Source organism: Tessaracoccus antarcticus, from assembly GCF_003688855.1.
GTDB lineage: Bacteria > Actinomycetota > Actinomycetes > Propionibacteriales > Propionibacteriaceae > Arachnia > Arachnia antarctica.
Genome location: NZ_REFW01000008.1, coordinates 23,262 through 35,290 on the forward strand (window position 1 = coordinate 23,262; position 12,029 = coordinate 35,290).

Sequence of the window (12,029 nt, forward strand, 5' to 3'; positions counted from 1 at the left end):
AGGGGTGGGCATGCTGGGGAACACCCAGTCATCCGCTCCGGAGGAATCCTTGTGAAGTCACCCACCCGTGTCGCCGCCGTGCTCGGCGGCACCCTGCTCGCCATCAGCCTGGCCGGATGCGCCGCCACAACTGCCTCCCCGGAGGCAACCACCAGCGCCCCGTCGACCGCGGTCGCCGCACCTTCTGATCCCGGCGTGGCCGCTGAGCACAATGACGCCGACGTCACGTTCGCGCAGATGATGACGGTTCATCACCAGGGAGCCCTGGAGATGTCGGAGTTGGCCGCTCAGCAGGCCACGTCGCCGGATGTGAAGGACGTCGCTGCGACGATCGAGGCGGCCCAGCTGCCGGAGATCCAGCTGATGGAGAGCTGGCTGACGGCGTGGGGTGAGCCGCTGCAGGCCAGCGACCACGCCGGTATGGACCATGGGGGCATGGACATGAACGGGATGTCCCAGGAGCAGGTCATGACCGAGCTGCGGAAGGGGACCGGCGCTGACTTTGACAACCAGTTCCTCACGGCCATGATTGCTCACCATGAGGGCGCCGTCGTGATGGCAGAGGAACAACTGAGGGACGGCAGCAACCCCGAAGCCCTCGATCTCGCGCAACGCATCATCGACGCCCAGAAGACCGAGATTCAGCAGATGCAGCAACTCCTGCAAGACCTGTGACCATGCAACGACCACGCAAGGACTTGAAAACAATGAACCGCGCACGCACCGCCCTCCTGACTGCTGTGTCCCTGCTCGCACTGGGAGGCCTTGCCGGGTGCTCCGCCGCGACCCAGTCGGCGCCGGTGGCGACCGCGACCCAGGCGGTGACTGGAGATGCCGAGGCTCTCCTGTCGGCCCACGGACTCGCGGGCAAGAGCCCACGCGAGGTCGTCGAAGCGCTCGACCAGGATCCGTCCGCCCGCCCGCTTCCCTTGAGGGCATCCGTCCGCTACGACGAGGTGATGCTTGACGACGGCACTACGCAGGCCTCCCTGCCACTCGGCGGGGACGAGTTCTACCTCTCGGTGGCGCCCTACGAGAACGGCACCCACGACTGCTACTTCCACAACCTGGGCACCTGCCAGGGCGAGCTGGCCCAGACCGACGTCCACATCACGGTCGTGTCCGAGGACGGCACGACGCTCGTGGACAAGGAAGCCACCACGTATGCCAACGGGTTCGTGGCGGTCTGGATCCCGAAGGACATCAAGGGCACTGTGACAGTCACCAAGGACGGCAGGACGGGCGAGGTGGCGTTCTCCTCCGACAAGGAAGGCGCCACCTGCGTCACCACACTGCAGATGGTCTGACTGCGGTCGACACTCGGTCCCACGTCCATGCGCGTAGCGTTGACGAGGTTCGGTCGACGAAACGCATCACGTCGGCAGGCATGTCAAAGACGTTGCCCGCCGGTCCGTCGGGCGTGTCTCGCAGTGGTCGGTGGCTTCTCAGGTTGTCCTCAGCGCATCGCCCGCAAAATGGTCGGGGACAGACAGAAAGGGCGGTCGGGTGGAAACACTCAAAGGAAGCCGACTGCTGCTGGTGGAAGACGACGTCCGGATCGGGTCGTTGTTGCGCTCGGAGTTGCAGGCCAAGGGCCTCGCAGTCACTTGGGCGCAAAACCTTGCAGAGGCGCGTGCAACAACGCACGATCAGTTTGATTTGGTCATGATCGACCTCGGGCTCCCGGATGGCGACGGAACTGAACTGGTCCGTGAGTGGCGCAACGCCCAGGCCGAGATTGTCATTGTGATCCTCACTGCACGTGGTGAGGAGATCGATGTTCTGGTTGGGCTGGACGCAGGCGCCGATGATTACTTGGTCAAGCCGGTACGCCTGGCGGAGCTGACGGCCCGTGTTCAGGCGCATCTGCGACGATCATCGGCTGCCTTGGGGCGTGGTGACTCGTTCCTTCGCGTGGGTGAACTGGGACTCGACCTTGCGGCGCGTCGGGTAAACCTCGGATCGAAGGAGCTGAAGCTGCGATCAAGGGAGTACGACCTGCTTGTTCGCCTCGCTGACGACTGTGGGGAGGCTGTGCGTCGCGAGACGTTGATGGATGACGTGTGGGATGTGAACTGGTTCGGGTCGACCAAAACACTCGATGTCCACATTGCCGCACTGCGCCGGGTCCTTGCTGAGGCGGCGCAGCAAACGCGGGTCGTGGCTCCGACCATTACTGCACTGCGCGGTTTCGGGTATCGACTGGATCCGTGACGCAATGCTGTGCCCGGATGCTGCACGGGTCGTCACAGCTCACGCAGGGCCGTCACGTCGACGGTCCGCAAACGGCGCATCATCCCGGCGACCACAACCAGTACCAGACCAAGGACCACGGCAGCCACAGCGGCCAGATAGCCCCACGGAACCGAGACCGCCGCGGGCGGTGGGTCGAAGACACCGGTGAGGACCTTGACAAGCATCCCGGTCAGCAGGCTGCCGATTGCAGCCCCGAAGGTGATCCCGGCGACCAGCACAACTGTGGCCTCAGCCACCAGAAATCCAGCCAGCTGGCCGGGTCTCGCTCCCAGCGCGACAGCGATCGCGAACGTGCGCCGTCGCTCTGCGAACCCCAGGGCCAGGAGCAGGCCGCTGGCTGCGGCAGCCAGTAGTCCTGCGAACCCCAGCTCGATCCGGGTGAGGCCGGCCAGATCGACGGAGGTCAGGCTGGAGCCGATGGCTGCGCGACTGGTGCCAATCTCGGACACCTTCGCCGTCGGCCCGACAACTCCGGACACCCCGGCCGCCACTGCGCCGGTGTTCGTCCCGCCGGTGTTCACCAGAAACGCTCCAACAGCGTCACTGCCGGTCTGCTGTGCCACGTAGTCGGCGTTCGCGACGAGGAAGCTGTCCCGGGGGGCGGTCGGGAACTCCCGAACGATGCCGGCGTAGTGGAACAGGACATTTGTGTATGCCTTGGTGCGGCCGTCCTGTAGGCGAAGGGACAGCTGGTCCCCGGGCTGCAGTTGGAAATCCTTGACCGTCTCTTCCGAGACCAGGATCGAATCGGGGCGGGCAGCGAGGGTGGCCATCAACTGATTCGTGGTGCCACCCCGAAAGTAGGCGTCCTGCAACGCGGTTGCCTTCGCGACCGTGCCCGGCCGCACACCGTAGAGATCCTGCAGGTCAGCGCCCACGTAGGCGTAGCGATGCTGGAGAGGTTCGACGGCGCGGACGCCGGGTACCTCGGCGATCTTCTGGGCCTGGTCGGGGCCGACCGCCGCCCCCGGTGACTCGGTCACCGCCACGTCAGCGCCGTTGGTAAGTACGGCGTCCACCTCGGCCTGGTGCCGGTAGGTCGCGTTGAACGAAGCGGTCGACGCCGCGAAGGCAACGGCGAGAGTGAGCATGACCACGGTGCCGGCGACGAGCCGCCGCTGTCGTCGCAGTGTGGCCACCACGGGTCCAGCCAGGGTTCCGGCCAGTGGGCGCGCCAACGTCGTCAGGATGCGCGTGCCTCGACGCAGGAGGAGGTCAGTCAGTCGCCACGTGAGCAGGGCGCAGCCAAGCCAGAGAAGGGCGGGCCCGGCGAACGCCCAGTAGCTCACGGACAGTGTCGGCACCCCCTCGGGGACCAGCACCAGGGTGTAGCCACTGCGGCTGGTGACCCAGAAGACGGCGCCGGAGACTGCCAGGACCAGAAAGTCCAGACCCCACCGGGCCCACAGGGGTGCCCGGTCCTGGCGCCGGACGCTCATCCTGGAGGCGGTGATCGCTTGGTCGGTCAGATCTCGGCGGGCTGGTAGGACAATGCTCAGCCCTGCCAGTAGGACGGCAAGAGCGGCGGCTCCCAGAACCCAGCCGAACGTCATGGATGGGCTTGAGGTGTTGCCTCCGAGTGGAGTCGTGGAAAGCAGCCAGGCTATCCCCAGGCCGAGCGTTGCGCCGACACCGGCTGCAGTGCCGGCTTCGGCGAAGGCCAGCCAGAGCACCTGTTTGCGTGTGGCGCCACGTGTGCGAAGCAGGGCCTGGTCCTGGCGGCGACGGGTCGCACCGGCACGCGCCACCGAGACGGTGAGCAGGCTGGCCAGCACGGCCCCGGGCAACCCGAGGAACAGGAACAGGATTTGGGCGTAGAGGGAGTCCTGCCGGGCCGCGTCCAGGGTGGCGCCCAGGTTGTCGCCGACCTGTCCTGCGCCCGCAAGGGTGACCTCCATGTTGCGGGCGGCACCAGCTTCCTGGGCGTAGGCCACCGACGGGTCGGGCGGTAGTTCGTGAGAGCGGATGGCGTGGACCTGGTGAATGACCGGGTTGTTTCCGGACGCGACGGCCGGGCCAATGATCTTGTCGAAGACGGAGGCGGGTAGCAGAATCACGTTGTCCGGAGGGGCGACGGGCTGGGACTGCGGTGGAGCCCCCACCTTCTGGAAAAAGGAGTCCGCCTGGGGAAGGTCTACCACGCCGTTGACCGTGACGTTCACAGGGGTGCCAGCAATGAGGATGGTGACGGTGTCCCCGACGGCAGCTCTCAGGTTTGCCGCGGTCTGCTGGGACAGGAGGACGCCTGCATCCGAGCCGACCAACGTGCGCAGGGATGCCGGGAAGGTGGACCGGTAATCAGTGGGCAGGCCGATGACCTGACCGGCCCCGGTCTTCTGCTGGGATCCGCCGGTGTTGGCGGAGAAGCCGTCGACGGTGGCGAAGGATACGGGCAGCGCCTTCACCGTACCGGGCTGCGCCCCCACCGCCTTCTCGACGGCGGCGCTGCTCGCCTCCGGTGCGGCTTGGACCTGCCAATCCACCGCGACGCTGGATGTGGCTCGATCCGTCATGGTGGCCTTCGACATGACCAGGAACGACCCGAGGCTGGCCAGCAGTGCGACTGCCAGCGCGATTCCGACGGTGACCCCGAGTAGCCGGCCGGGTCGTTGACGAACCAGGCCGTGTAGCCACAGGGTGGAGATGGGTGATCGGTGCATGGGTGTCACCTGTCCTGCTCGGGGGCGGTGTGGATCGTGGCGGCAGCGTCGGTGCGGAGGCGCCCGTCCTCGATGGACCAGCGGTGTGGGTAGCGGTCGGCGACGACCGGGTCATGCGTGGCCACCACCAGAGCGGCCCCACTGGAGTCAGCGGCGGCTTCAAGGATGTCCAACACGTGAGCAGCGGTGTCGCGATCCAGCTGGCCTGTGGGTTCGTCGGCCAGAATGAGGCGGGGTTCCCCGGCGAGGACCCTGGCGATTGCGACGCGCTGGGCCTGTCCACCAGACAGCTCTTCCGGCAGTTGGTCAGCCAGCGACATCAGACCCAAGATCGACAGGGCGGCGGTCGCCCGTGCACGTGCCTGGACGGGACTGACGCCCGCGATCAAGGAGACCAGTTCGACGTTCTCAACGACGTCGAGGGCAGGGATCAGGCTGGGGGACTGGAAGACCACGCCCACCAGGCCTGGGTGATGCTCTGGGTTGTCCAGCCCGGGCCAACTCAGGATCCCGGACGAGGGGCGGTCCAGACCTGCGACCAAGTGCAGCACGGTGGATTTGCCGGAGCCGGAGGGCCCGGTCAGGGCGATGCGCGCGCCCTGATGGATGGTCAGGTCGGTGTCGTGCAGGGCGACGAATGCCGTGGATCCTGTGCCGAAGCGACGCGCCAGTTTGGTGCCCTGAACAAGCGGCGAATTCACGATGCCTCCCTGGTGAGCCCGTGGACCGGACGGCCGTCGGCGAGATGCAGAACCCTGTCAGCCCAACGCAGCACTACCGGGGAGTGCGAGGCGACAACCACTGCGAGGCCTTCGGTTGCGCGTTGTCGCAGCAGGGCCAGAAGACGTTTCTCACTGCCGGAGTCCAACTCCCCGGTGGGCTCGTCGGCCAGAAGCACGCGCGGCTCGTTGACCACAGCCACGGCCACGCCCGCGCGGGCGGCCTCGCCGCCGGAGAGGTGCGCCGGCAGGGCGTGTGCTCGGTGACCGATACCAAGCTCATCCAGCAGTTGGGTCGGGTCGATGCCAGTGGTGCTGCCTGCAAGCCGCCGAACGAGCTCAAGATTGTCGATCACACTCAGATGCGGCAGCAGGTTTGAGGACTGATAGAGGATGCCCACGACCTCCCGGCGAAGCCGTGCCCTGATGGCTTCGGGCTGCCGTGACATCCGGGTGCCGTCGATGCGGACGGTGCCGCCGTCCGGGTCATCCAGACCTCCCAGGCAGGCGAGGAGGGTGGACTTGCCGGACCCGGAGGGTCCGGCGACGGCAACCACTTCACCTTTGCTGACAGTGAGACTGACCCCCTGCAGCGCGAGAACCTCCTCGTCGCCAGCATGGTAGAAGCGGTAGAGATTCTCGGCGATCATCACGGGGTCCGCCGCCCGTAGCCCAGAGGTGATCATGACCAGGAGAAACTGTCGGTGATCTTCTTCCACGGATCTACGTTGTCGGCACCCACCGGCCCGGAAAGGGTAAGGACCACCTCGGTGCCTGCTTTGTAATAGACATAGCGCTGTACGTCGTCGTGGACGGATTTTCCTGTGACCGGGTTTGGCGCCGAGTCCGCCTTGTAGGTCGTCAGGATCACCGGACCGCTGCTCCGCGTGACCTCGGTCGTTTCCCCCGCTTGGTAGCCGGGTGACGACGCCTGGACCTGCGCCATTTCGGCCTTTGTGACACTCGCGAGAGTCGGTGCCGTCGTGGCCTTCTTCGCCTCGATCGTCACCGAGTTGAGCTTGTCGGTGAAGGTGGTCAGGGTGGGAGCTCCCGTGCGTGCCCACCCCTCAGGGACCGAGACCGTGAAGGACTGTCCTTGCGGGGAGAATGGGACGAATGCCTGATTGTCCGGGATGTCCCCGGGCGGATTGATTTCGGGGCTGCCGGTGGTTGTGGGTGGTTGGCTGATGGATGTGCTCTGTGTCGGTGCGGGTGACGCTGGGGCCCCGTGGGTTTCGCTGGGCGTGGGTGAGTGGCTGATGGCAGAGCCCGGCGCCGGTATGGCTGACGTGGGGGGTTCCGGGTTGTCGACAGCGTTGGAGCACCCGGACAGTACGGCGACGCTCATGAGCACCCCGACGCTCGCCGTGAATATCCGGGACCGTGGGATTGTGGTCGTTCGCTTCATGGGGATGGGCTCCTACCGGGTTGATCCGGACCCGGTGTGGATCCGACTTCTCCGACGCTAGAAGCCGCAAGGCCAGCCCTTGGCCAGCCGTTGGTTAACGGACGGTAAGGGCATCGCGGACACCGTCCGTCGCATGGGGGTCTCGTGCCAAGCTGTGGTTGTGCGCACCAAAGATCTGGCCTTCCGTGTCCGTGAGGTTGCCCTGAGCACGGCGGTGGTGGCGGTGCTGTGCCTGGGGCTCCCTCTCGCCCTGACCATCAGGGTCTTGGTTTTCGACGACCAAGCCAAAGAGGTGGAGCAGATCGCTGTGACGACGGCGGCCAAGCTGTCCGTCGATCCCCCAACCGCACTGGACCGGCCCGAGCTCCCCAGGCAAGCCAGCCAGATTGACCTCGCCTTCTACGGACCCCAAGGCCAACGCATCGTCGGGACCGGCCCGAACGGTGCAGACCCGGTGGCGAAGAGGGCTGCCGGGGGCGTCGTCGCCACGCAGGGCGGGCCATGGACCTTGGCGCTGAGCGGCCCGGCAGTGATTGCGGCTGCGCCGGTCACTGATGGATCGACCGTGGTGGGTGTCGTCTGGGTCTCCTCGGATGCAGCTCCCATCTGGCTGCGCACACTGGGGGCCTGGGCGGCCTTGGTCTCCATCTGCCTGGTGGCCCTCGCTGCTTCCCTGGCTTTGGCCCGACGATCGGCCGCCAGACTCGGCGACTCCGTCGAGCGGTTGCGCGACACCGCTGTTGCCATCGGCGACGGCGACTTGTCTCGCTGCTCTCCGCCCAGCGGGATCCTGGAACTGGATGAGGTTGGCGAGGCACTCACCACGACGGCGATGCGGTTGAGTGAACTCCTGCACCGCGAACGCGCCCTCGGCGCCGCCGCCTCGCACCAGTTGCGCACACCGCTGATGCGACTGCAGCTCCTGCTCGACTCGGCGGACATCACTCTGGGTGGATCCGGACAGCCCGACCGGGCTGATCTCATTCGCGAGGCGGCCCATGAAGTCCAAACGCTAAGGACCCAACTCGAGGAACTGCTATCCCTCACACGGGAGCGATCTGAGAACGACCACGAACGACACGCACTGGACCTGGCGGCCGTGCTGGAGCAGGTGTGTCAACGGCACAACGCCATCGCCGCCGCTCACGAGCGCCGCCTCGTTGTGGGCCTCGACGAAGGCCTCCCAGCGGTCGTGGGCTCCACCTCAGCTGTCGGGCACGCGCTGGACGTGTTGGTGGACAACGCCGTGCAGCACGGGCAAGGGACCGTACGGGTGTGGGCACGGGAGACGGTGGGAACTGTGGCCATCGACGTCACCGACGAGGGGCAGGGTTTCGCCGCGAGGACGGACGACGAACAAACCGGCTCGCAGTCATCTGCCGGCTTGGGTTTGGGTCTGGCGGCGGCTCTGGTACAAGCGCAGTCCGGTCGACTTGTGCTACCCGGCGCCGGCCACGCTCCGTGCGTCAGTATCATCCTGAGCCCGTATTTGCAGGACTGAGTCGGTATTCATCAAGGTCCGACGTGTTTGACCAACAGCAGCAATTCTGGATGATTGATTTCCAAGCCCACGCACGGCCTTCCAACGCCCACGATTCCGGTTCCGCGCGCCTGGATCAAAGGACCGAGCCTCGACCAACTCACACTGTGACGCAGATCAATACACGCATGTGTGCTACCCCAAGGTCGAGGTGCGATACGGGTTCCAAAAGCGCCCGTGGCGCCACTTACAGCGTGATTCGGGCCTCGGTGCCGTGAGGGAACCGGGTGGTGGGTAGCAGTTCAAGCCGGCCATGGAGGTGGCGGACCTGTTCGGACACGATGGCCAGGCCGAGGCCGCTGCCTTGGGTGTCCTGCCCAGCCTCCCGAGCGAAAGGTCGCAGGACAGCCTCCGGGGAGGCGATGCCGGGGCCGTTGTCGTCGATGCTGATGGTCACTCGCCCGGCCACCAGGTGGGCGCTGAGGCGGATCTGAGTTCCGGTTCCGCTGTACCGCACGGCGTTGTCGAGGAGGTTACGAAGGATGGAAGTGGTGGCGGCCACAGGGAGATTTTCATGGGCAGCGTCGGTGAGGTCTACGTCAAGGTCCACCTGCGAGCCGTCCAGGAGTGGCAATATGTCGCCGGCCACGTGTCGCACGATGGTCTTCAGCGTCTGTTCAGGACGGGGGTCGGTGGTTCCGGCTTGTGCCTGGGCGAGGTCGAGCAACTGGTTGATCAGGTGTCGGGATCTCTCCATGCCCCCCTTGAGTTCGTCGAGTCTCTCGCGCACGTGGGAACTGTCGGGCGCGATCGCTGCACGCTCAAGCTGCAACGACATGGCAGTCAGGGGGGTGCGCAGTTCGTGGGCAGCTGCGGCTATGAACAGTCTTTCGTGGGTGACGGCGGCATCAACCCGGTCGAACTGCGAGTTGAGGGCGATAATGAATCCCCGCAGCTCGTCCGGAGCCTGCTGCACATCCAGGGGGCTGAGGTCGGTGGCGTCACGGCTGTTCACCTGCTTCGCGAGCTCATTGACGGGGCGCATGACATTCCTGACCACCAGGTAGATGGCCAGCAGGAGCGCGGGCAGGAGGAGCAGCAGGGGGAAGGTCGTGGCCAAGGCTGTTGTGCGGGCAATCTGATCACGCACCTCAACGGATTGGGACACGACCACCCGGGTGCCTGTGGAGGTGGTGACGACAAAGATCCGCCTGGGCTGGCCGCCGATCTGGGCCGTTCCGATGCCGTTGGGGGTTGAGCGGGGCAGTGCGGCCTTTGCGAGCGTAGTGACGTCTATGTCTGATGATGTGTCGCCGAGCGGGATCTCGTCGACGGGGATGGCACCGGGCGTGGTTGTTGCTGCGGCGATCGATGCCACTTGGGCCAGAACGTCGTCCTGCAGGTTCCTTGCCCCCTGCAGCGCTTGGACATATGCTCCGACACCAGCGGCGCTTGCCATGACGATGGTGACAAGGGCCACGAGCAGGCTCATTCTTCTGGTCAGGGAGCGCCGGGTCATGGCTTCCGGTCTTCTCTGGTCACGGTCCATCCGACTCCGCGGACGTTGCGTACGGCGTCGGCTCCGAGCTTGGCTCGTACCCGGTGGATCAGGTAGTCGATGGCGTTGCTCTCCACTTCGTTGCCCCACCCGTAGACGCGGTGTTCCAGTTCCTCACGGGACAGAATGATTCCTGGTCGGGTCATGAGGGCGCGGATGACGGCGAACTCGCGCCTGGAGAGTGCGACTTCCTCGCCGTCGGCGAGCCATGCACGGTGGGAAGCCACGTCGAGGCTGACCTGGCCGTTGGAGAGGACTGCATCCATGTGGTCGGCGCCCCTGCGGCGAAGGACGGCGCGGATTCGCGCCATCAACTCGTCAGCCTCGAAAGGCTTTACCAGGTAGTCGTCAGCGCCCAGGTCGAGGCCTGTGATCCTTGATTCCACCTCGGAGCGGGCGGTGACAACAAGGACGGGGGTGTCGTCGCCGCGGCCGCGCAATTTGGCGAGGAAGCCGGCGCCGTCGAGTCCGGGCAGCCCAAGGTCCAGCAGCACCACGTCGTAGGCATGGGTCAGCATGCTCTCCAGCCCCGGTTGGGCCCGGCGCACCCAGTCAACGGCGTAGGCGTCGTCCTCGAGACGTCCGACGAGCGCGGCCCCAACCATGAGATCATCCTCGACGAGAAGAATCCTCATGGTTGTTGCCGCATCGACTGCTCCCGGGGTGGTGTGGTTACTTCTTCTGATCAAGTGTGCCAATGACAGTCTGCAGGTTGGTGAGCGCTGACGTGACGTCGGACGCGGAAGGCTGTCCCGCCCTCAGTGATGTGAGGACGTCGTCTACCGCCGAATCCATGAGGTGCCAATCCTCGGGCGAAGCTGGCTTGATGGCCGCCTCCGCAGTGTCCCACGCGACCTCGAGATCTTTGACCCGTGCGGTTCCTCCGGGGATGTCACCTGCGCTGACTTTGACGGCCACGTCGTCCACGATGATTGCAAACGGCCGCAGATCGCCGAGGGGTGACGTGGCGTCGGCCTCGATCCCGGTCGCGGGCTTCCCAGCCGTCACTGGTCCCGATTGCGAGTCCGCCGGTGAGGTGGCCGCAGCGGCCGGATTGACCACAGGACCCAGCATGGCGGCAGCCACGGCCACTACAGCTGCGCCCGAAACAGCCCAGGCGTAGTCCCGGGCTGGCGCAACAGCAGGGGCTTGGCCCTTGGTCCGTACCCCGTGCCGGTTCGCATTGACTTGTTCCCGTACGACGATCCCCACGATGACAGCGAGGAAGAGCACACTCGTCAGTCCGGCGCCCAGCCCGATACCGCCGTAGGACGCGGCCTGGGTCAGCAGGTCTCCGAGAGATGCACCCAGCGGCCGGGTGAGGATGTAGGCGATCCAGAAGGTGAGGACGCTGTTGGCGCCTGCCCTGCGGGCTACCCAGACCACGAGGATGAGCCCGCCGAAGATCAGGACACCGGAGCGGAAGCCCAACGAGAGCGCCTCGGTGGCGAGATCGCCAGCAGCCGTGCCGAGAGCGAAGGTCGTCAGGATTGCGGCCCAGTAGAATCGCTCTCGCTTGGGCGTGTCGATGGCAGTGATTGCCAGGGTGCGCTCCTGCTGCCACCACACCGCGAACATGACCGCGAGCACGACGGCGAAGACCGCGGTGCTGACGTAGAGGCTGACGCCGAGGGTGTCGGTGAAGAAGTCGGTGATCTGGGTGCCGACGATGCTCACCAGCACCACGGTGAGCCAGTACAGCCAGGGCACGTGGTGGCGGGTCCGCAGCTGCGCAACCAGCGTGACCGCCAAGACTGCGATCATCGCGCCGTCGGTCACAGCCGTGCCCAGACCCACCTGCACGGCGAGGAAGTCGGCGAAGGTCTCGCCGATGGTGGTGGAAAGGATCTTGATCAGCCAGAACGTTGCGGTGACTGCGGGGACTTTGTTGAGGAAGTCCGCCGCCGAACTCTGGCGCGTGGTGATGTCTTGGGTTGTGTTCACCACG

At 65.9% G+C, this 12,029-nt stretch carries 12 protein-coding genes; 5 read left to right on the forward strand and 7 right to left on the reverse strand.

All coding sequences use genetic code 11. The annotated features are described in order from the left end of the window. Positions 1–51: 51 nt before the first annotated feature. The 3 genes from EAX62_RS16280 to EAX62_RS16290 all read left to right on the forward strand — a co-directional run bounded on the left by EAX62_RS16280 (position 52) and on the right by EAX62_RS16290 (position 2,214). A complete protein-coding gene (locus tag EAX62_RS16280; protein ID WP_121902796.1) occupies positions 52–675 on the forward strand; it encodes a DUF305 domain-containing protein in 624 nt (207 codons plus the stop codon). Positions 676–707: 32 nt separating this feature from the next. Further along, positions 708–1,307, forward strand: coding sequence for a CueP family metal-binding protein (locus tag EAX62_RS16285; RefSeq protein WP_199711356.1), 600 nt, complete (start codon positions 708–710; stop codon positions 1,305–1,307). 199 nt (positions 1,308–1,506) lie between these two features. Further along, entirely contained in the window at positions 1,507–2,214 is a 708-nt protein-coding gene (locus tag EAX62_RS16290) for a response regulator transcription factor (protein ID WP_121902797.1), read from the forward strand. Positions 2,215–2,246: 32 nt separating this feature from the next. On the opposite strand, the gene EAX62_RS16295 is transcribed toward EAX62_RS16290, so the two are convergent. From EAX62_RS16295 to EAX62_RS16995, 4 genes are read right to left on the reverse strand one after another with little or no spacing between them, the layout of a single operon-like run. Continuing rightward, the gene (locus EAX62_RS16295; protein WP_199711357.1) at positions 2,247–4,916 is read right to left on the reverse strand and encodes an ABC transporter permease; all 2,670 of its coding nucleotides are present in this window, start codon (positions 4,914–4,916) and stop codon (positions 2,247–2,249) included. 5 nt (positions 4,917–4,921) lie between these two features. Continuing rightward, positions 4,922–5,617, reverse strand: coding sequence for an ABC transporter ATP-binding protein (locus tag EAX62_RS16300; protein WP_199711358.1), 696 nt, complete (start codon positions 5,615–5,617; stop codon positions 4,922–4,924). Next, complete coding sequence (locus EAX62_RS16305) at positions 5,614–6,354, reverse strand: ABC transporter ATP-binding protein (RefSeq protein ID WP_233558023.1); 741 nt, start codon at positions 6,352–6,354, stop codon at positions 5,614–5,616. The genes EAX62_RS16300 and EAX62_RS16305 overlap by 4 nt, the downstream gene beginning before the upstream one ends. Next, positions 6,318–6,644, reverse strand: a complete 327-nt coding sequence (locus tag EAX62_RS16995; RefSeq protein WP_199711359.1) for a hypothetical protein — start codon at positions 6,642–6,644, stop codon at positions 6,318–6,320. The genes EAX62_RS16305 and EAX62_RS16995 overlap by 37 nt, the downstream gene beginning before the upstream one ends. A 178-nt stretch (positions 6,645–6,822) precedes the next feature. On the opposite strand from EAX62_RS16995, the gene EAX62_RS17000 reads away from it, so the two are divergent. Together EAX62_RS17000 and EAX62_RS16315 are read left to right on the forward strand one after the other, a co-directional pair. After that, a complete protein-coding gene (locus tag EAX62_RS17000) occupies positions 6,823–7,104 on the forward strand; it encodes a hypothetical protein (RefSeq protein WP_199711360.1) in 282 nt (93 codons plus the stop codon). Between the two features lie 99 nt (positions 7,105–7,203). Then, a complete protein-coding gene (locus EAX62_RS16315; RefSeq protein ID WP_147454159.1) occupies positions 7,204–8,544 on the forward strand; it encodes a sensor histidine kinase in 1,341 nt (446 codons plus the stop codon). Between the two features lie 226 nt (positions 8,545–8,770). Here the strand turns inward: EAX62_RS16315 and EAX62_RS16320 are convergent, their stop codons facing one another. Genes EAX62_RS16320 through EAX62_RS16330 form a run of 3 tightly spaced genes read right to left on the reverse strand, consistent with a single transcriptional unit; the run spans position 8,771 to position 12,025 of the window. Continuing rightward, positions 8,771–10,042: a sensor histidine kinase gene (locus tag EAX62_RS16320; protein ID WP_158600718.1), complete on the reverse strand. Its 1,272-nt coding sequence runs from the start codon at positions 10,040–10,042 to the stop codon at positions 8,771–8,773. Continuing rightward, positions 10,039–10,716 (reverse strand): response regulator, encoded by a 678-nt coding sequence (locus tag EAX62_RS16325; RefSeq protein WP_121902803.1) that lies wholly within the window; start codon positions 10,714–10,716, stop codon positions 10,039–10,041. The genes EAX62_RS16320 and EAX62_RS16325 overlap by 4 nt, the downstream gene beginning before the upstream one ends. 37 nt (positions 10,717–10,753) lie before the next feature. Then, positions 10,754–12,025 carry a COG4705 family protein gene (locus EAX62_RS16330; protein WP_233558024.1) on the reverse strand — a complete coding sequence of 424 codons (1,272 nt, stop codon included), beginning with the start codon at positions 12,023–12,025 and terminating at the stop codon, positions 10,754–10,756. Positions 12,026–12,029: the final 4 nt, after the last annotated feature.

What these genes read in the sequence shown, in the direction of transcription:
- EAX62_RS16285 (WP_199711356.1), top strand. Translation starts at nt 708, where the DNA reads ATGAACCGCGCACGCACCGCCCTCCTGACTGCTGTGTCCCTGCTCGCA.
- EAX62_RS16320 (WP_158600718.1), bottom strand. Translation starts at nt 10,042, where the DNA reads ATGACCCGGCGCTCCCTGACCAGAAGAATGAGCCTGCTCGTGGCCCTT.
- EAX62_RS16295 (WP_199711357.1), bottom strand. Translation starts at nt 4,916, where the DNA reads ATGCACCGATCACCCATCTCCACCCTGTGGCTACACGGCCTGGTTCGT.
- EAX62_RS16325 (WP_121902803.1), bottom strand. Translation starts at nt 10,716, where the DNA reads ATGAGGATTCTTCTCGTCGAGGATGATCTCATGGTTGGGGCCGCGCTC.
- EAX62_RS17000 (WP_199711360.1), top strand. Translation starts at nt 6,823, where the DNA reads ATGGATGTGCTCTGTGTCGGTGCGGGTGACGCTGGGGCCCCGTGGGTT.